The 19834-nt window shown below is 37.3% G+C and carries 16 protein-coding genes; 11 read left to right on the plus strand and 5 right to left on the minus strand.

Annotation, left to right across the window (positions count from 1 at the left end):
• Positions 1–33 precede the first annotated feature (33 nt).
• From HN643_03680 to HN643_03690, 3 genes are all read left to right on the plus strand, one after another.
• The gene (locus HN643_03680; GenBank protein ID MBT7500741.1) at positions 34–492 is read left to right on the plus strand and encodes a hypothetical protein; all 459 of its coding nucleotides are present in this window, start codon (positions 34–36) and stop codon (positions 490–492) included.
• On the plus strand, positions 482–907 hold the full coding sequence (locus HN643_03685; protein ID MBT7500742.1) for a hypothetical protein: 426 nt from the start codon (positions 482–484) through the stop codon (positions 905–907). The genes HN643_03680 and HN643_03685 overlap by 11 nt, the downstream gene beginning before the upstream one ends.
• A 64-nt stretch (positions 908–971) precedes the next feature.
• Positions 972–1523, plus strand: coding sequence for a hypothetical protein (locus HN643_03690; GenBank protein MBT7500743.1), 552 nt, complete (start codon positions 972–974; stop codon positions 1521–1523).
• A gap of 260 nt (positions 1524–1783) precedes the next feature.
• Here HN643_03690 and dprA read toward each other — a convergent pair whose 3' ends face one another.
• Entirely contained in the window at positions 1784–2875 is a 1092-nt protein-coding gene (gene dprA / locus HN643_03695) for a DNA-protecting protein DprA (protein ID MBT7500744.1), read from the minus strand.
• Positions 2876–3099: 224 nt separating this feature from the next.
• On the opposite strand from dprA, the gene HN643_03700 reads away from it, so the two are divergent.
• Positions 3100–3771 carry a hypothetical protein gene (locus HN643_03700; protein ID MBT7500745.1) on the plus strand — a complete coding sequence of 224 codons (672 nt, stop codon included), beginning with the start codon at positions 3100–3102 and terminating at the stop codon, positions 3769–3771.
• Positions 3772–4674: 903 nt separating this feature from the next.
• Positions 4675–5616 carry a hypothetical protein gene (locus tag HN643_03705; protein MBT7500746.1) on the plus strand — a complete coding sequence of 314 codons (942 nt, stop codon included), beginning with the start codon at positions 4675–4677 and terminating at the stop codon, positions 5614–5616.
• Between the two features lie 69 nt (positions 5617–5685).
• Here the strand turns inward: HN643_03705 and HN643_03710 are convergent, their stop codons facing one another.
• The 4 genes from HN643_03710 to HN643_03725 form a co-directional block, all read right to left on the minus strand.
• Positions 5686–6237, minus strand: a complete 552-nt coding sequence (locus tag HN643_03710; GenBank protein MBT7500747.1) for an aminoacyl-tRNA hydrolase — start codon at positions 6235–6237, stop codon at positions 5686–5688.
• Positions 6238–6281: 44 nt separating this feature from the next.
• The gene (locus tag HN643_03715) at positions 6282–6680 is read right to left on the minus strand and encodes a hypothetical protein (protein MBT7500748.1); all 399 of its coding nucleotides are present in this window, start codon (positions 6678–6680) and stop codon (positions 6282–6284) included.
• Between the two features lie 12 nt (positions 6681–6692).
• Positions 6693–8156 carry a ribosome biogenesis GTPase Der gene (der, locus tag HN643_03720; protein MBT7500749.1) on the minus strand — a complete coding sequence of 488 codons (1464 nt, stop codon included), beginning with the start codon at positions 8154–8156 and terminating at the stop codon, positions 6693–6695.
• 148 nt (positions 8157–8304) lie between these two features.
• The gene (locus tag HN643_03725; GenBank protein MBT7500750.1) at positions 8305–9717 is read right to left on the minus strand and encodes an LCP family protein; all 1413 of its coding nucleotides are present in this window, start codon (positions 9715–9717) and stop codon (positions 8305–8307) included.
• A gap of 298 nt (positions 9718–10015) precedes the next feature.
• Between HN643_03725 and lepB the strand changes: the two genes are divergently transcribed.
• From lepB to HN643_03755, 6 genes are all read left to right on the plus strand, one after another.
• A complete protein-coding gene (gene lepB / locus HN643_03730) occupies positions 10016–10621 on the plus strand; it encodes a signal peptidase I (protein MBT7500751.1) in 606 nt (201 codons plus the stop codon).
• A gap of 75 nt (positions 10622–10696) precedes the next feature.
• Entirely contained in the window at positions 10697–12022 is a 1326-nt protein-coding gene (locus HN643_03735; GenBank protein ID MBT7500752.1) for a histidine--tRNA ligase, read from the plus strand.
• A 101-nt stretch (positions 12023–12123) separates the two neighbouring features.
• Entirely contained in the window at positions 12124–12372 is a 249-nt protein-coding gene (locus tag HN643_03740) for a hypothetical protein (GenBank protein ID MBT7500753.1), read from the plus strand.
• An 81-nt stretch (positions 12373–12453) separates the two neighbouring features.
• Entirely contained in the window at positions 12454–12897 is a 444-nt protein-coding gene (locus HN643_03745) for a GatB/YqeY domain-containing protein (protein ID MBT7500754.1), read from the plus strand.
• Between the two features lie 109 nt (positions 12898–13006).
• Positions 13007–15181 (plus strand): TrbC/VirB2 family protein, encoded by a 2175-nt coding sequence (locus HN643_03750; protein MBT7500755.1) that lies wholly within the window; start codon positions 13007–13009, stop codon positions 15179–15181.
• A 100-nt stretch (positions 15182–15281) separates the two neighbouring features.
• Positions 15282–19834, plus strand: a 4553-nt coding sequence (locus tag HN643_03755) for a hypothetical protein (GenBank protein MBT7500756.1), incomplete at its 3' end; no start/stop codon positions are given.

Raw genomic sequence — 19834 nt, forward strand, 5'->3', positions numbered from 1 at the left:
TTTTTTGAAAACGAAGATATAACGGAGGATTAAATGCGGGAAAAAATTATGAGAATCTTTTTTTCTTTTCTGGGGGTTTTTGGTTTTCTGCTGACCGCTATTACCTGCACAGCTGGTTTTATAGATGTGTGTGTGTCGGGCGCGTCTTGGGACATGGTTGAGAACCAGATTCTACTCAAGTTAGGGTTGACTGTTGGTTTTTTGGCTTTTGCTGTTAGTATGCTGGCGGATGGCACGTTTATGGATATCCGTTCGAGTTGGAAGCCATACAAGGCTTACTCATTGGTCCGGACGACTGGTTTGGTTTTCGTTTTGTATATTGTCATTTCTGGAACATTTAAACTACTGGGAGTTTTTCCTGGTTATGCTTTTGAGTATGGCTGGTGGTTACCGACTAGTATGGTTGGCTACGGCCTAACTTTGTACTGTTTCGGGCTTTTTGGTGACCCGACCTTCCAGAGTAGATTGCAGGAGGTGCAAAATGCTCAGTAGTATTTCAGGTTTCACTTGGAAAAACTATCTGGCCATTTTGGTTGGTGTAGTAATCACTACAGGCTTGACTGTTGGAGGTAATGCCTACCTTTTTCCTGGTATTGACAATATTTTGCGTTATATTCTTATCGCCATAGTTTTGGCGATTGGGATTATTTCAACTTTCGCCTTGGCTATGAATTCCTGTATGGGGATTGATAATTATCGCGTTATGGGTTGGTCAATTTTTTTCGCTATTACAGCTGGCGTACTTGGATTGATCTACTCTAATTTGATGATTCATGGTTTTTCAGGCTTGTTTTTCTGCTTTGGTGATTTGTTTCTGGGAGGAATTGGCGGTTTGTTTTTGGCTTTTTTCGGTATGCGGATGCTCCGGCCAATGGCTATTGCGATACGGAGGAGAAAAGAAGGCTAGCTATTTCTGTAATTCAAAAAGATAACTGACAGGAAGATGTATAATTCAAACTTTGGAGGAATAAATGAGAGGAGTAATATTTTCTACTTTGTTAATGCTTTTGGCTTCAGCTTTGTCTTTTCATGTTGGAAGGGGCTATGGCTCGCGTGAACAAGAACTTCTTATGGAGTGTGATTGTGCAAAGCAAGTGTCTTCTATCTCTGATGTCACTGTTGCAGTGACGGCGGAGATGCAAGTTGCAATCGATGCTTGCGCGGCAGCTGGAGGTGAGGATGTCGGGGTGAATCTCGATGGTGTGATTTGTATGATGAAGTATAGTTCTTCAAAAGAGGCTGCTTCTGTGGATTCAAGCGTTTTGAAAAAGAAAGCAGTTGAAGAACAAGATGCTTTTTTATCGGACAGGATCTACTCAGCTAAGCGCGAATTGTATCATTCTTGTCGGAAGGTGCATGGCTTATCCTATTCTGTTCGTGATTTACCCATGGAGCTTTGTGTTGTTCCTGCTTCAGAAAATAAAGCTGATGACTCTCGCGTTTGTGAAGAAGCGGGCGGCGAGTTTATTGGTTGGACCCCGGGTTCACATGCTCTTTGTGACCTACGAGTTACGATAATGTAAATAATAACCAAAAAGGCAACTGAACGATTTCAGTGCCTTTTTTTATTGAGAAAAAAAGTACTTAACCCGTGTCTTTCCTGTTCGCCGTAGTTTCTGACGAAGGCGGAAGACCGGGTGTGAGCGAATTACAAAAATTTTCAATTATCAATTTTTAATTTTACAATAAATTTTCAATACCAGAATTTTCAATTCAGTAGATGGTTTATTTGAAAATTGCAAATTGTGAATTTAATGAAAATTAGAAAATTGTAAATTGATAATTAAATATTCGCTATATAACTATTATTCCCTAAATTCTTTACCTTTCCTTTCATTTCTAGCATCATCAAAGTTGAATTTACTTCCTGCGTTGTGAGATCGCTTAGTTTTACAAGCTCATTGATATGAAGTGGTTCAGTTAGTAAATGTTTTAGAATTGCGCCTTCTTCTGCAGAATCAGGAATCACTTGTTTAGCTTCATGCTGTTGTTTTAGTTCTTTGATTTGCAATTCTTCGAAAATATCTTCAGCGGACTGAACTAACTTAGCACCTTGTTTAATCAGATTATTAGTACCAATGGACATAGGGTGATTAATTTGTCCTGGAATGGCAAACACTTCACGATTTTGTTCTAATGCGAACTTGGCAGTAATCAATGCGCCTGATGTTTCACCAGCTTCAATAACCAGAGTTCCCAAACTTAGGCCGGAAATAATTCGATTACGCGCTGGGAAATTATGACGGAGTGGCATCATTCCAATAGGATACTCAGAGACAATCAAGCCATTGGTTTGTAAAATATTTTCTGCTAGAGTTCGATTAGTCGCTGGATAAATATTTTGTCTGTCCAAGCCTGAGCCTAGAACGGCGATTGTGATTTTTCGTTCATTAACGCAAGTAGTATGTGCCAAAGCATCGACGCCTAAAGCTAGACCACTAACAACTATAACATCTTGGCTGACTAATTCTTGGACTATTTTTTGCGTTACTTGCTGACCGTAGGTAGACATTTTTCTAGTGCCAACAACGGCTACGGTTTGACTATGCAGGTTGGCTAAGTCACCCTTGTAATATAATAAAAATGGAGCACTGTAAGTCTGTTTTAAAAGTATTGGATAGGCAGGATCATCAATAGTTACAATCTTGATATCTTCTTTATTTAATTTTTCTAATTCTAAATCTGGGTTAATGTTCGAGCGTCGGGAAGAAAGTTCGGCAATTACTGACCGTTCAAGCCCAGCTTCGCGCAATTCAAACTCTGACGCTTTCCAGGCTTGTTCCATGTTGGGAAAGTGTTGTTTTAAGAGTTTTATTTTTTGCGCGCCAATGCGAGTAATTTGAGAAAAGGCGAGCCAGTACTTTAAATCATTCATAGATAATTAATCAATTGACCAATTTTGCAAATTCTAAACAAATACAAAGCGTTAATGTCCGAAACTTAAAAAGTATTAATGGTTGTCGCTATTTGGATTTTTGAATTTGAATTTATTTAGGATTTAGAGTTTGACGAATTGGTAATTAATATACATTATGATATCATACCAAAGGAATTTGCTTTAATCAACTTTGAGTGTGGATTTAGCAAAAAGGGGGATAAATGTCCTTTTCAAATAATGAAAAAACACAGGATTATTTGCGTGCACTCTGGCATTTTTGTGGAGTAGGTGGATCGGCTTTAATATTTTGGTTTTGTGGAGAAGTACTACTCGGTTTTTTAATTGCATTTGGTTTTTTGTTCTTGTTTGTGGATTGGCGAAGAGCGAAAGGGGATTCCTGGGCAGAAGAATTAATTCGTTTTGTGACAGGAGATTTTTTCTTTAACATGCTCAGAGATAGTGAATTAAACAGCTTGAGTACAGGAAGTAAATATATTTTCGCAGGTCTGATTATAGCTGTAATGCAATTGCACCTTGGTTTGCCAAAAGAAATTGCGGTCTGTGGAGTATTACTTTTGGCTGTTGGTGATCCTATGGCGCGCTTGATTGGCAAAGAATGGAAAGGGAATGGATTTAATGGATTGGTGAGTCCGAGACTTAGAAAAAAAAGATTGTACGGAAAAAAAACTTTTATTGGATCATCTTCTTTTTTCTGTTTCGGAGTTTTCTCAGTTTGGGCATTTTGCTCAGTTACAAATGTGGAAATCAATTGGTCAGTTTTGATAGTTGGAGCCATAGTTGCTACTTTAGTAGAGTTGTATGTAGAAAATTGGGACAATTTCTGGGTTCCATTAAGTGCGATTTCGGTGATGTGGTATTTAGGGGGATTTTAATAATACAAGCTCAGTATATACTGAGCTTTTTTTTCTGAACGGATAACTTTGTCGTAAATTTAGGCAATGGGTGGTAATAACACTTGACTTTTTTATTAAAACATGCTATAATGAAACTGTAATTAGATCAAGAACCAGGCTCATTGGTTCGTTCCACTTGCTTAAAGCCTTGACAACCTTATATAGGATACTATAATATACTGTTATGGAAGCTGGTCTATGTGATCATGCTTACCAGTGGAGAAAGACAGTATCCCCTCCTAGCTGTGGAGTATCCGTGAGTTAAGTTTTGTCAGTTTACTGCTGAAACTTGCACTGGTAAGTTTGATTGTGTGGATCAGTTTTTTAAATACTGATTACTGATTTTTACTGATATACGGATTAACAAAAAAGTAAAAACTGATTTATCAAATGCGAAGTATTAAGTTTGATGGTGAGGATTGTTTATATAAGTAAATAATCCTGACAATCAAACAACCTTGGAGGATATCATGAAGAAGTATTTTCTTCTCGTAATTCTGTTTGCTTTTGTGTCGATCACCATTAGCGGATGCTTTTCTCGCCCGTACTACGCGTACGATGATGGCCCGCGTTATCGGGAATCGTATGTTTGTGATGCGGACTGTCGAAGCGAACGTCGCTGGCGTAGTCAGCAACGGAAAGCTCGTCAGCGGGAGTATCTCCGTTACAAGAGAGCAAGAAGCCAGGCTCGCAGATATCGCCGGTAGTAGAGGATCTTGTTTTGTCAAACTGATCCCTGTTCAACTGAACAGGGATCTTGACTTTTAAAAGAAAGGACAGAAGTGTTACTGGTTGACAGGTCTAAGCGTATGTGTTATTATGCGACGATACTGTGATATAATATAAATTAGTAAGTTGGACTTTTTTACATAGGAGGTTAGTATGAGAAAGTTCGTATTTTTGACAATTGCATTGGCCATTTGTTTGGTTGGTGCTTCAGTTGCCCAGGCTCAGTATATTGAGGGTTGGGATCGTGACTCAACTGCTTCTGACTGGACAGTTGGAAGCGAAACTTATTTCAACTGCGATGAGTGCGGTTGCGCTGAAGACGACTATGAATGTCAGTACGACTGCGATCTGTGCTGGGATGAAGAGTTTGATGAAAGTTCTGGTGATGTGGTAGAAGTTGATCCTGACTATTACTACTTTGATGAACCTCAAACTGTGGTTTCTCTGAGTTTTTGGCCGTTGGATTATGTTGGTCTGTCCTTTTACTACAATGGTTTTCCGTATTATTGGTATAACAACCACTACGTACGATACCATTCACATTGGTACAATGGCCATCGTTACTGGGTTCATCCATGGTATTACAAACGATATCACACTTCCACATACCACAATCATCCTCGACATTGGCGAGCTCATCACAAGAAGCATTACACTAAAGGCAAAAAGTACGCCAAGGGCAAAAAGTACGCCAAGGGCAAAAAGTACGCTAAGGGCAAAAAGTACGCTAAGGGAAAGTCGTACAAAGGCAAGAAGCTCTCCAAAGGAAAGTCGTACAAAAACAAGAAGTATGCCAAGAGTAAACGACAGCACAGTAATAAAAAGTGGCAAAACAAAGGTCACAAAAAGCGTGGTCGCAGTTCAACAAAGTTGAAGCGACAGCGAAGCAACAAAGGCAAGCGGAATTACAGCACGGGAAATCGTTCTCGTTCGCGCTCGTCTCGAGCCAATTCTTCGACTTACGGCAAGCGTAAGAGTAAGAGTAGGAATAAGAGTAAGTCGTATCGCTCCAGCTCGCGTGGTCGCTCTAGTCCAGTGCGCAGTTCTCGAGGTTCTCGTGGAACCAGAGGTTCGCGTAGTAAAAGGCGACGTTAGTAATCAAAACCGCTCCGATGCAATATCGGAGCGGTCTTTTAATATGTGAATTTTATAGGAAATAGTGGATTAAGAAAGTAAATGATTTCTAAATTCTTCAAGAATTTTGTGTTTCAAATCTTTAAGTTTGAATTTTTCTAAGAAACCGAAACTGTTCAAAACGAAACGAGCGGTGTCACCTTGCTTGCTCTTGTCTTCTTTACCAACGCCAACTCTGACGCGGGTAAAATTCTGGCTACCAATTTTTTCAATGATTGATTTAATGCCATTATGACCGGCTGCAGATTTGTCCTTTTGAACCTTGTAATTACCAAAAGTCAAATCAATCTCATCATGAATAACAATCAGATCGCTTGGCTCAACTTTATAAAAGTTCATCAATAGACTGACAGCTTCTCCGGAATTATTCATGAAGGTCAGTGGTTTGGCTAGGATTATTTTCTCACCATTTAAGTTTCCTTCGGAAATACGAGCTTGAAATTTTTTATTATCACTCCAGCTAGAGAAATTAGCGCTTTGTTCCCATTCATCACGTAAAAATTCAATAACGGAAAACCCGATATTGTGACGAGTGAATTGGTGTTTTTTTCCAGGGTTACCTAGACCTGTAATAATTTTCATTTGATAGGTTGAATGTTAAAAGTTTATAAAGTTGGAAGAGGTTATTATTCAAGTTCTGGAATTATATTAAATGTATCACCAAGTTGCTTTCTGTAGTTTTTTAGAAGTTGGTAAATTTCCTTGATTGGCTTTTTTTCTTGAAGGGATTGCTTAAGTTCCGCGGAAAGTTTATTAGCTATATCAATTTTAGCTTGAGTTTCTTCCGGAACTACGTCGGGTGGGAGCAAATTAAATTTTGGAGCAATTTTTTCTGTGAGATATTGGTCAAAAGTTAAAATAACCTCTGGGTCAATTCTTTCATAAAAATTTATTTTGTTGGGAAATCTAAGGGCAAATTGAATGTTCGTGTAAACATAATCAAATCCATTATTTGGGAAATCATTAAGAATAAGCTTGTCCAGGAACTCAGCGGTCATTTTAGTTTTTGGTTGTTCAGTAGACATGTGATTTGATTTTTATCTTTTACCGTATTTCTTTGAGTCAGGTCCTCGGCCATCTTGTCCATGGACATGTACTTTTTCTATGAAATCTAATTTGATACTGCAACCGCCAAGATTGAATTTTTTTCTTAATTCTTTTTTTATGAAGCGACGGTAGGCATAGTTGATAGCTTTTGACTGATTAGCAACAAATTCAAAACCAAGTGGGTTAATTTGAGTTTGTTTCATGGTGTGGATGAATGGAGGTTTTGTACCTTTGCTTCTTGGTGGTACTTTTTTCTTGAGCAAAGATCTCAAAAACTCATCAATCTCAGTTTGTTCAAAAGTAGTATTTTGCTTTTCGTAGGTCTGTATTATTATATCAAGTAATCGTTGAACTTTAAATCCCGTTTTGGCAGATATGAAAATTACGGGTGCCCAAGTCAAGAAAGGAATACTTCGGTCTAAGTATGCAATATAATCTTTGTCACTATGAGTGGACTTTTCTTCTACCAAATCCCACTTGTTGACCACGAAAATTATGGATTTATAATTATCAGAAATTGCTTGAGTCAGGGTTTTGTCCTGCATAGTGATTGGTTGGTCCGCGTCAAATAAAAGAAGGACAATGTCGCTACGTTTGAGACTGCCAATACTTTGATCAATGCTCATTTCTTGAAATTTATTAGCGACTTTTCTTTTTTTAATAATTCCAGCTGTGTCAGTGAAGGTGAGTAGGTATTGGCCGGCAGGGGCGTCTGGGAGTGATTCAGCTGAACCTTCTATTCCTTGTGTTGGGTCGTAGCCAATGGTTGCATCTTGGCTATCGCGAGTGGTGTGCGGAACAGAAGAAACAATCGATTTTTCAGCACCCACAATTTTATTCAAAAGCGAAGATTTTCCTACGTTAGGTTTTCCAATAAGAGCAATTCTTATTGTTCGATCTGCATTTTTTGATGAAGTCTCTTCGTTTCCTGGATGTTTTAGGTGGTCAACGCTTTTTAAGATATCATCTAGAAGATCACCAGTTCCAGCCCCTGTTTTTGCAGAAATAGGATGAATAGTTTTTATTGCTAGCTTTTGAAATTCGCCCAAACCGTCCATTTGTTTATTTGAATCGACTTTGTTAATTACTAAGAAAACTGGCTTGCCGGACTTTTTGATCAACTTGGCGTATTCTTTGTCTTGTGGAAGTAGACCATGTTTTGAATCAACAATTAGTAGATTTAAGTCTGATTCTGTAATAGATTTTTTTGCCAGGTCAATTGCTTTTTTATCTATTTCTGTTCCAGAGTCAACATCAAGACCGGCTGTATCAGTTAAGGTTATGGTTTTTCCTAACCACAAACAGTTACCATAACGTTTATCACGGGTGGTACCTGGGATGTTTGAAACTATTGCTTGTTTGTTTTCTGTCAAACGATTAAAAATGGTCGATTTTCCAACATTGGTTCGACCAATTAGCGCTATTACAGGAAATTGTGGTTTTATTTCTTTCATAAAATTATAGGGGGTAAAGCATGAAGTATATTTTTTGAATAACTCCACGCCAAGGGGATAAAGGCGATAACAGTAAACATTCATGATTATCAACTAAATCAACTAATTAACTAATTCGCTAATCAACTGATTAACTTATTGCTACTCTTTACTCTGCTACATCTTGCCCTAAAATTATTAAAAAGTCAAGGTCTAGGCCAGCCATATTTATTGCCCAGTCAGGAATGTTATTTTTTTGAATGTCTGTATTATATTTACTGGCTAAAAACTTTTCCTCTTCAGGTGCATTTTTTTGAGAAAGTTTATAAACTACGGTGTTTGTATAATTTTGTTTAGGTGAGTTACCGATTTTATTTACTCGATAACCGACCAATTTTAGTTCTTGTAAATTCCGAGAGGCCAGTCCAGCTATTGTGGTGCCGTTAAGGATTTCTACTGTGATTACTTTTTTTTGTTCCAAAATTTCTTGGCCTTTGAATATGTTTTTTGCAACATATTGAATTTGAGTAAAATCATCACCCTTTGGTTGTAGCACATATGCTTCATTGACAATGTTGGCGTAGAGAAATCCTCCAGGGCTGTCATCTAGTACTCGGGTAATAATATTTTCAGTGTCAATCTTTTCTGCCAGTTTGGCAAGTTTGACCAGTTCCCATGGTTCTAGGTCGGTTCGAATGTGACCAGCTAAAGCGCTGGTGAATTTTTTTATTTTTCTAGGACTTAAAAGAAAGCTATATGAGAAAATTCTACTTTTGAAAGCCTGAAGTATTTTTTGTTGTCTCTGACTACGAGCGAAATCAGAGCCTTCTCCATTACTGCCGTGACGAGATCGTGCAAATTTTAAAGCTGCATCGCCGTCCATGGTTTGCCACCCTTGTTCAAATGAAACAACTTGGTATTTATAGTCTAAGGTTGGATATTGAAAGTCTGTGAAACTTGTATCGACAGAAACCTTAATGCCTCCGACGTCATCAATAATTTTTTCAAAACCAGCAAAGTCTATTCTTACGTAATAATGTATAGGTAGTTCAAAGACTTGGTTAACCACTTGCTTGACAAGTTCGCCTCCGTTGCCAGGACTTTGCTTTTCACCAAAAGCATTAGCGTTATTGATTTTCCACCAACCAAAGCCAGGTATTTCTGTTAGTAGGTCGCGGGGGATAGAGACCATTCCAATTTGTTTGGTTGACGGTTTGATACTGGCCAAAATAACAGTGTCAGTTAAATAGGGTCCTTCATGCCCAGCACCTCCCATACCGAGAAGTAAGATATTGATCCGATCATCGGACTCTCCTTGTAATTGATTCCCTTCGCCTGCCAAAGAATTTAGCTGTTGAAAAATGTTAATTTTCCCACTAAAAATATCATTAACGCTATTGTTGGTAAACAAAACTTGGTAAGAGAAAACCACAAAAGCCAAGACTAAAACGATAAATAAGTAAAGGATGAACTTACTTACTTTGAAAATTCGTTTGCCTCGTGGATATTGGTTATCAGCTCTGTTTAGGAGGTTTATACGTGGATCAACCATTGGGTCAGATTTTTGATTATATGTTTTCATAATAAAAATACTAGCGAGTTTTAGCTTACTCTGGGTTAATTATAGGTCATAAATATGAAAGAGGCAATAGTTAGATGAAGGTATCAGTAAATAGTAATTAGTGAATAGTGAATAGTAATTAGTAAACGGTTCAACTCACTTGTAATTTTATCAGCTTGACGGAAAGCTTGGTTATATGTTATTTTTGTGCTATACTAAAATAGAATAAAAGTGGATAACTTTTGTAAGATTTTTGGGTTTTAGGGCTTTATTTGCAATCGTTATGATTTTAAAACTAGGAGCTGGAGCTTAAATTACTATGGGTTTTGTTAATAAAGAGTATTTTGGAGAAAAAGAATTAACACCAACGCAAAAAGTTTTGCAGTTTTTTTGGGACTTGCTTAAAGTTGTTTGCGTATCATTGGCAATAATCATTCCAGTACGTTATTTTTTAATTCAACCATTTTACGTTAAGGGCGCTTCAATGGAACCAAGTTTTTATGATCATGAGTATTTGATCATTGACGAAATTAGTTATCGGTTTAATGACCCCAGTCGTGGCGATATTATTGTATTTAAGTATCCGAAGGATCCATCTCAGTATTTTATCAAGCGTATAATTGGCTTGCCTGGTGAAGTGGTAGATATTTCTGATAATCGAGTTTATATTCATGGCGCAGATGATAACAAACAAAAATTTTTATTAGAAGAAAATGAATATTTACCTGACGAAAACAGGACTTTAGATAGTCGGAAGTGGACTCTCGGTCCAGACGAATATTATGTGATGGGTGATAATCGAGAGTATAGTTTGGATTCTCGTCGATTTGGCCCAGTTGATAGTAGTTTAATTATTGGGAGAGTTTGGTTTAGAGGTTGGCCATTTTGGCGATTCACAACTTTTCCAGAAGTCCAATATCAATAAAAAAGTTTAAAGTATTATTATATAGTAATTAGTTTTTAGTAAGTGGATTTACCTTAATTTTTAACTAGTTTAATTATGCCAAGAAGAAAAAAAGAAGAACAACCACAAGAAGAAATAAAAAAGATAAAAACACCTTCTCTTGTTGAAGGAATGCGGGATTTCTTGCCAGCAGATCAGAAATATATAAATTTTGTTGAAAAGGAATTACAGTCAGTGGTTGATGATTATAGTTTTACTAGGCTGGATACGCCTGTTTTGGAAAAGTACGAATTGTTTAATCATACTTTATTCAAACAAGGTGGTATTTTAGATAAAGAATCGTTTAGTTTTATTGACAAAGGCCAAAAGCTTATTCTCCGACCAGAAACTACATCTTCAGTTGCTAGGGCTTTTATCGCTCATAATATGATTAATCAAATTATGCCGGTCAAAGTTTTTAATTGGGGCCCAGTTTTTCGACAGGGAAAAGTAGAAGCCAATAAGCTTCGCCAATTTACTCAAGTTAGTTTTGAAATTTTAGGGAACAAAACTGCAGCAATTGATGCTGAGTTAATTATTATTGCTTGCTCATTTTTGAAACGTATAGGTTTGAATGTTGAAGTTCGATTAAACAGTATGGGTTGTGTGTCTTGTCGCCCAGAGTATAGTAAGGCATTGACTGGTTATTTAAAATCAAAGAGAGGTGCAGTTTGCGCTGATTGTAGAAAATATGTCACTAGAGATCCACTTAAATTTTTAAGTTGCCAGAATAATAAATGTAAACAAGTCAAGGATGATGCCCCACAGATGGTTGATTGGTTGTGCGATGAATGTCGTGATCATTTATTTAGAGTTTTGGAATATTTAGATGAACTGAAGATTTCATATAAATTAGAAGCTGATTTATTTAGAGCTTTTGATTTTTACACCAAGACCGTTTTTGAAATTTATCCAATTACGGAAGAGGATGAAGTTAAATATTCAATTGCTGGTGGTGGTAGATATGATTATTTAATTCCTATGTTGAGTGGGCCAGAGGTACCAGCCGCTGGATTTAGTTTGGGACTTGAGCGAGTGGTCAATCAGTTAAAAGCACAAAAGGTGGAAATCCCTGTTGTTAAACAGACCGTTGTATATTTAGCTCAATTAAGTGAGCAGGCTAGACAAAAGGCTTTTTCATATTTTGAAAAATTGAGAAACGAAGATTTTGTGGTCAAGGCTAATTTTTCCAAAAGAAGCTTGAAAGAACAGCTAGATATGGCAAAAAAGCAAAATGCAAAATTTGTTCTAATTTTAGGCCAGAAAGAAGTTAATGAAAACACTATTATACTTAGAGATATGGAAAGTGGTATTCAGGAGGTTTTGAATGCGGATAAGGCTATAAAAGAAATTAATAAGCGTCTTAGAGAAAGAAAAGCCTAGATAGACTTGACTTTTTAGGAAAATTTAGCTAATCTTGATCTTGGAATATATCATTATTATAGCTTCCATTGAATTAATAAATTATTTGAAAGGGCAATAACATGGCAATAGAGGTAAAACGAAAAAAGGGGGAAACATTTGAAGCTTTTGTCCGTCGTTTTAATAGACGGTTGATGCAGAGTGGCGTTGTACTTGAATTTAAGAAAAGGTTATATAACCGAAAGGACATGAGTCGTAATTTGCAAAAAGCAGATAAGATTTCTCGTAAAGAATATCGAGAGAAAAAAGAATACCTTAAGAAAATAGGCCGTATTCCAGAAGAAACAAATACTCGCCGAAGACGATATTAGGGTAATTTTATAATTGAAACTTTCCAAATCTTTTCAACAGCTCTGGGCTGTTCTTGGAAGTTAAAATTTAGTATAATATATATGAGCCTAATAAATAATATTGAACAGGCTTTGGTACAAGCAATGAAAGACAAAAATGAATTGGTTTTGTCTACTTTAAGGATGTTGAAGAGTGCTATAAAAAACAAACAGATTGAAATAAAAAAAGAATTGCAAGATGAGGAGACTATTGCGATTCTAAAAAGTGAAATAAAAAAACGTAAAGAGTCAGCAGAAATGTTTGGTCAGGCAGGACGGTCGGAATTGGCTGAGCGTGAATTGTCTGAGATAGAAGTATTGCAAGAATACTTACCAGAACAGATGTCAGTCGAAAAAATCAAGGAAGCTACTCAGCAGGTTATTAGTCAGTTGCCTGAAGATGATAAAGGAAATTTTGGAAAAGTTATGAGACAGGTCATGACAGAATTGCAAGGGCAGGCTGACGGCAGCGCAGTTAGTCAAGTAGTGAAGGAATTACTTGGATAATTTGCGAACAAACCTAAAATCAAAAATAAAAATTAATATACATTTCATCTAGGGCAAAAGAAATGTAGGCTTAAAGGTGAAATGTGCGGGGACAATGTATAATTATAATGTGTTATCTCAGAAAGTGGTTAAAATAACTGTCAGTTGTTTAGTGTTGATATTGGCAGTTTTTTTATTTGTGCCAATACCGGTTCAGGCTCAGGATGTTAGTGGAACGGATGCAGAAATGAATTTAGACGCAGCCGCTGGTCAGACAGTTTTAGAAAAAACAGATCCGCGAATTATTGTGGGTAATATTATTAAAGTAGCCTTGGGCCTTTTGGGTGCAGTGGCTCTTATAATTGTACTTTATGCTGGGTTTGTCTACATGACTTCTGGTGGTGACGCCGCTAAAATAGAAAAAGCCAAAAAATGGTTAGTCAATGGATTTATTGGTATGGTTATTATTTTTGCTGCTTACTCAATTACGGTATTTATATTCAATATGTTATTAGGAGAGGAAGCTAAATATGATCCAAGTGGTTATTTCGCGGCAGCAGGGTTACCAGGCGGTGGCTATAATATTTCTGGTGGTGCATTTGGTCATATTATTCAAAGTCATTATCCAGAACCGGATCAAAAAGATTTACCACGAAATACAATGATTTTGGTTACTTTCAAAAACAAAATTTATCTAGAGTCTGTTATTAATAAAAATGACAATTTAAATTGTCCTAAAGACGATGATGGAAATCCAATTCCTCGTTGCGGTGAAATAAAAAAGAATGCGGTTCGTATTTATAAATGTGAGGACATGATGGATGACAATGATTTGGATGAAGATCAAACTTGTGAGCAAGTGCCTTTTTACGATATTAAAGATGGTAAATTTTGTGATACCTCTGCTGATTGTGGTGGTGGCCAATGTTTAAATGAAACTTGTAGTGACAATAAGTTGGTACCCGGTTATGCCATGATGACAGAGGACCAGCAAACTATAATTTTTAATCCTTTTTATGATTTAGATATGCATTTAGGTAGTGAAGATGAAGATGTTACATACATAGTTTATTTGACTCCAAATATTAAAAAGGAAAATGCCGAAGGTGGTGAAGGTTCAGGTGTCTTTAATTCTTCTTACCCTGATTATAAATGGAGATTTACAACTGGCACATTTTTAGATTTAACTCCTCCTCAAATCAGTTCAGTTGTACCGGTCAATGTGGCATATCCAGTGGAAGAGCCTGTCGGGTGCAATTGTTCACCAAAGAAAATTGGTTGTTCAAAAACAGATTGTGACGGAAAAGTTTATTTAAATCAAGGAGTGTATATTAATTTCAATGAGCCAGTGATACCGCCACTTACTCAAACGCAGAATTGTGATGATGGTGATCAGGATAACGAAGTTCAGGTGGTTGCTGGAGAGAATGGAGATTCATTGCCTGGCTGTAGCTCAAGTCATATTCCAGGAGGTTGGAAGGTTGGTATAAATAAATATCGAACGGTTCAGTTTATGGCAGGTACTGAATGTGCAGATGGCGCAAAAAATTCTTGTGGTGAGGCAGCCTTTTGTTTGCCAACTAATGCTGATATAACAGGAAAAGTTTTAGCTGCTAAGATCGTTGGGGAAGGCATTGCAATCCCTGGTACTGGAATAGTGGACATGGGTGGAAATTCTCTAGATGGGAATGAAAATGGAGTAGCGGATGGCCCAGGTTTAATATCAGCAGAGCCAGAGGACTTAGTTGCCTTGAAGGATAATTTTTTCTGGGGATTTCTGACTGGTAATGTTCTAGATTTGCTCGGTCCTGGATTAACTGGGTTAGATCCGCTTAATTCCAAGGGTGAAGTTACGCCTGTCACTTTAGTTAATGCTACTTTTGATGAAGATTTAGATGGCTATACCGTGGATACTGAAGTTTATTTATATGGAACTAATGGTGACGGTAGTCCTTTTAAGGGTTGGTTTGACCCAAATTATGGAATAGAGCAAGCAGCGCCGGTTGAAGGAGAAGATCCACCGGAGCCGGTTATTATTATGAACAAAATTACCATGAGTCATGCGCCGTTCAAGGAGTATGATGAAACAGAAGAGTCTTTGCCAATATATACTCCAATTATAAAATCTGAACTAAAAGATTCTCGTTTCAATTGCTTCAGTCCTACTAAAGAGGTTAGTAGTGATGCGGTTGATAATAGTGATTGTTGGAACGACGTAGGACCAGGAGAGTCTTGCTGTCCGCAAGATGGAACATTCCGATTGAATGGTGAGCCCGGAGAAGAGTGTCCTATTCCGATTAATTAATAGAGAGACGCGATTAATCGCGTCCGTGCATAGTAGAGTTGATCACAGTGGTCTTTTATTCCTACTTCAAGTTTTAAATAAAAAATAAAATATAACGTGGATGTTTTGCACAAATAAAAACAAAAAAACTAAAATTCTCAGTTTAGTAATAATTTTGGTATTACTGGGGATCGGTTTATTTTTCATTAATCAAGTTTATGCCCAGGCTGACTTGGGAGTAGATACAGTTGGAGAACAAACAGGTTTGGGCAAGACCGATTTAAAAGCTTTGATTGGTAAGATTATCCAGATATTTCTAGGTTTCTTGGGAGCTATTGCCTTGTGTATATTTTTATACGCTGGCTTTTTGTATATGACGGCTGGAGGTAGTGATGAGAAGGTTGGCAAAGCCAAAAAGTGGATGATTAACGCAGCTATCGGTTTGGCCATTATTTTTTCAGCCTATGCTATCACGACATTTGTAATTAACAAATTATCTGATGCTACTGGATATCAGGATGGTACCTATGTTGGCGATGACTATGGTGGTCTTAATCCGAATGTTGGGCCTGTTTCTTTTATCGTCAAGTCAGTTTCACCACAGGGTGATGGAATGCCAATTAATTCGTCAGTAAAGATTGCTTTTTCTAAGGCTGTTGATGAGGCTACTATTAATCCTAATAACATTAAAGTTACTAAAGCTGGACAAAAAGAAATAGTTGTAACTCAAGTTGAGCCAACCAGCGTTGTAGAAAGTAATGGCAATCAAGAGCTTATATTGGCAGAAATTTCAGTTGATGATGAAGTATGGAATTCAGGTTGGGTAGCTTGCACGGATGTAAATGAGGAAAAACAAATTGTTGGTAATACGCCAATGGATTTAGCTTTTGATGTAAGTGAAGTTAATCACGAGCAAGCATTAACTGTTAAAATGGCCATAGAGGTAGAGGTAACTGGTGATGACGCAATTTATGATGTTACTTGTGGAAAAGATATCGGGAGTATTGAAGATAATATTATTATCAAAAATGGGCAGGCATCCAACGGAGAATCGACATTTGACATTCCAGCTGCTTGTTATGAAAATAGTGACGAGGTTTATGTGCGGTTAACTCGAGTTGGTCAAGGTTGTGCAAAATTTGATTATATTTTTATAGAACTTGAAAATGAAGAATATGTTGAAGGAAACGAGGAGGTGATTCCTGGAACCTTTGAAGTAGTTGGATCGGAAGGTAAAAAAGTAGTATTCACTCCAACTGCTGATTGTCAGGAGGAGGTTTGCGCAGGCCAGAAATGTTTTGATAAAAATACGCAGTTTAAAGTTTCAATAACTCCTGGTGAAATAAAATCTATAACCGGCGCTTATGGTTTGTCTTGTTCTTTTGGAAGTAAATGTTTAACAGAATTTTCAACCAGTGAAATGTGTGATGTTGATGCACCAGTAGTTTCTTTTCAGAATATAAGTAACGGTGCCAAACTCAGTCAGGATGCGGAAATTGATGTATTGGTAGAATCAACTGATGATGGCGGAGTAGCTTATATACAGTTATATGAAGATGATGAGTTTTATTATGAACAGACTCCACAAGATGGAACAACTCCCAAATTTTTTGAAACTGTATTTACGTGGGAAACTTATGATTTGGAGTTAAAAAAATATTCATTAAAAGCTGAATCAGGTGATGTTAATGATCATATAGGTGAAAAAACAATCCAGATTAGCTTATTACCAGAATATTGTTTTGATGCTGATGGTGTGCCAATATGTAATGCTACTGGCGATTTCCCAGAGTGTTTAGCTTGCGATGGTGAAGCTTGTAATAATGATGATGATTGTGCAGGAAAATGTATTAAAACTTGTCAGGATCAGCAAGCTGACAGTTGTGAAATTGACACGGACTGTCCAGACGGTATTTTGTGTCAAGGTTTTTGCGCGACAGTCCCGATTATTTCAGATATTAATCCAGAGGCTGGTGGCCCAGGTAATTTAGTTTCTATTGCTGGTAGTGGCTTTTTGAAATATAGTTCTGGAGATGCAACTGGGCAGGTTCTATTTACAGACTCAGATGGAGAGTATATTCCTGCTGCGCTTGGTTGTGATGTCGGTTCGGCATGGCAATCAACCCAAGTGATTGTAAAAGTTCCAGAGTCAGCAGTTAGTGGTCCAATTAAAATTGTTAATTTTTTAGGTGAGTTTGATACAACTGATGATGAAGATGGTTGGGAAGGTGATTTTACAGTTGACGTAAATATTAATTATCCTGGTTTATGTTCAGTTCAGTTGGAGGCGTGTAATCCGTCTTGTGATAATGGTGTTTGTATAACTTGTAACAAGGGCCCAGTTAATAGTTCAGTAAAAGCCATTGGAGATAATTTTGGTGATGACAAGGATGATAATGATGTAATTAGTTTTGGTACTTATCCTGCTTCTTTTGGCCCAGGATTTTCTTGGGACGCAACTGAAATTGAGGCGATCCAAGTACCTATCATGGAAAAGGGATTGTACAATGTTTACGTGAACAAAGGCATTCTATGTACAAGTTTAGAAACTGGAGAAGTGTGTCCCGAGCCAAGTAAGGATTGTCATTGTAAAGAGGTTATTAGTAATCCAGCAAAATTCAAAATTGTGCCATCATCAAATCTGCCTGTAATTGAAAATGTTGAGCCTGAAGATTTACATTTCGGACAAATAGTCACTGTTTCAGGTATGTATTTTGGAAATGATGTTGGTTTTGTAGAGATTCACAGAAGTATTAACGGCTATTCGTATGATTGGCCAGCTGGTTTGGGTTGTGGTCCTGGTAGTTGGTCGGATGATCAGATCGTAATAAAAATTCCTGAAGAAGCATTGGAAAAAGTTCTAAGTCTTGATGATGTCGAACCATATAATGATGAATATTACATAATTTTATATACTGCCGATGGATTAGTTAGTGAACCTTATAATATTGAAATGCAGCAAGGTGTTCCAAGTCCTGGTTTGTGTTCTGTTAGTCCAAATAACGGCCCTGAAGGTACGGGAGTTGATTTAGTTGGATCTTATTTGTCTGATGATGATAAATATACAATTAAATTTTCTGCTACCGGTGGACCTAAATTGGTTTGTCCAGAAGGCGTAGAAGCGTGTCTTCCGGGAGCAGGGTTAAATTGTCAGTGTACGTATGATCCAGATCCAGGTGTGGCAGTTAGTAGTGTCGGAAGTTGGAATGAAAATTTAATTGAAAACGCTGTTGTTCCTGAAGGTGCAAAATCTGGAGGGATATTTTTGGAAGCAACTGAGGCTGATGATGAGGGCAAAAAAGCACGAAGTAATGCTGTTAATTTTAACGTAGGCAGTTGTACTCCAGAGTCTTGTGATGCAGGAGAGGAATGTTGTGGAAATGGAATTTGTCAACTACAGAATACGTGTGAAGAAGAATATACCTACGAACCAACTGAGTTTATGTGGACTATGAGTACAGGTCCAATGCCTGTGTCTTTGCAGGTTTTGGAGAGAAGCTGTATTCCAGCTGTTTATGCTCAGTCACCATCACCATATAAAAATACACAGGACGCTTGTCCTAATGGAGTTATTTCTGCCACCTTCAGTTTAGAGGTGGAACCAACTTCATTAAATAGTAATATAGTTCTTAAACGTTGTCTAAATGATAACGGCTTGAAGTGTGACTTCAATCTTTGTTCCAGTGAAAACAATTCAGTAGTGCCAGGTGTTTGTATTTCTCGAGTGGTCAAAGATGTAAATACGGGTACTGATTATTTGCCTGCTAATTTAGATTTCCAGTGTTTGAATGGTGATGTGGAATGTGAGCCAGGTTCAGAAGGTTGTAGTTGTGTGGGAGGTGGTCAGCAAATAAGTATGTTTGGTTTGGTGGAATCTTTGAAAAATAATCTGAATGATTTAATTGCTGGTGGGGTTAATTCAGGTATTGTTTATGAAGCTGGTGAAAATGATTATCAGTTATTTGGAAGTACTTGGTATCAGGCGGTAGTTAAAGGTGGTTACAGTGGTATTCGTACAACTGGGACAGGTAAGGATATTAAATTCATGACTGGTGATTATAAGTGGGACTTCAAAACACTTGAAGCTCCTTGCGTTCCAGATAATTTGTTGATGACTCCTTTGGTTGGTTTGATTGAGGATTTATATGGCAACCAAAAATATCGCATTTCTGGACAGTACGATTGCCAAGAAATCTCTTTGGTTAATGAAGATTGGGACTGGTCAGTAATTGATGATCCTGTCAAGGTTGAATTTGAGGGATTTGCTTGTGTTGACTATGATCCTTATGAATCTGAAAGTGGGTCAAATAAACCAGTTTGTTCAGCTGAGGAAAATGTTTATAAATATATTGGTTATTATAAATTAACTGCGGTTGAAGGACAGGAAACTGAAATTCTCTATGAAACACCACCATGGACTCCTTATGAAATTGCTGTAGAGGCAGTACCAGCCGACGCTGATTTAGCGGAGATGTTTGATGTCTTGTATAAAAAAGGTTATCTAGAAGTCAAATTTCAAGAACCAAAAGTTATATTACACTATCCTGATTGTTTGGAGTCTTGTATTAATACTCAGGTTGGAGCTAACTTTAATACTGAAATGGATGCTGGTACATTAAATCCAGATAACATAAAATTATATTCTTGTTTTTCTGCTGATTGTGTATCTCTGAC

The organism is Candidatus Falkowbacteria bacterium (assembly GCA_018674305.1).
Classification (GTDB): domain Bacteria; phylum Patescibacteriota; class Patescibacteriia; order UBA11705; family JABHMO01; genus JABMRF01.

Excerpts from the sequence above, each read along its gene's own strand:
- HN643_03680 (MBT7500741.1), top strand. The coding sequence starts at position 34 with ATGCGGGAAAAAATTATGAGAATCTTTTTTTCTTTTCTGGGGGTTTTT.
- HN643_03685 (MBT7500742.1), top strand. The coding sequence starts at position 482 with ATGCTCAGTAGTATTTCAGGTTTCACTTGGAAAAACTATCTGGCCATT.
- HN643_03690 (MBT7500743.1), top strand. The coding sequence starts at position 972 with ATGAGAGGAGTAATATTTTCTACTTTGTTAATGCTTTTGGCTTCAGCT.
- dprA (MBT7500744.1), bottom strand. The coding sequence starts at position 2,875 with ATGAATGATTTAAAGTACTGGCTCGCCTTTTCTCAAATTACTCGCATT.
- HN643_03700 (MBT7500745.1), top strand. The coding sequence starts at position 3,100 with ATGTCCTTTTCAAATAATGAAAAAACACAGGATTATTTGCGTGCACTC.
- HN643_03705 (MBT7500746.1), top strand. The coding sequence starts at position 4,675 with ATGAGAAAGTTCGTATTTTTGACAATTGCATTGGCCATTTGTTTGGTT.
- HN643_03710 (MBT7500747.1), bottom strand. The coding sequence starts at position 6,237 with ATGAAAATTATTACAGGTCTAGGTAACCCTGGAAAAAAACACCAATTC.
- HN643_03715 (MBT7500748.1), bottom strand. The coding sequence starts at position 6,680 with ATGTCTACTGAACAACCAAAAACTAAAATGACCGCTGAGTTCCTGGAC.
- der (MBT7500749.1), bottom strand. The coding sequence starts at position 8,156 with ATGAAAGAAATAAAACCACAATTTCCTGTAATAGCGCTAATTGGTCGA.
- HN643_03725 (MBT7500750.1), bottom strand. The coding sequence starts at position 9,717 with ATGAAAACATATAATCAAAAATCTGACCCAATGGTTGATCCACGTATA.
- lepB (MBT7500751.1), top strand. The coding sequence starts at position 10,016 with ATGGGTTTTGTTAATAAAGAGTATTTTGGAGAAAAAGAATTAACACCA.
- HN643_03735 (MBT7500752.1), top strand. The coding sequence starts at position 10,697 with ATGCCAAGAAGAAAAAAAGAAGAACAACCACAAGAAGAAATAAAAAAG.
- HN643_03740 (MBT7500753.1), top strand. The coding sequence starts at position 12,124 with ATGGCAATAGAGGTAAAACGAAAAAAGGGGGAAACATTTGAAGCTTTT.
- HN643_03745 (MBT7500754.1), top strand. The coding sequence starts at position 12,454 with ATGAGCCTAATAAATAATATTGAACAGGCTTTGGTACAAGCAATGAAA.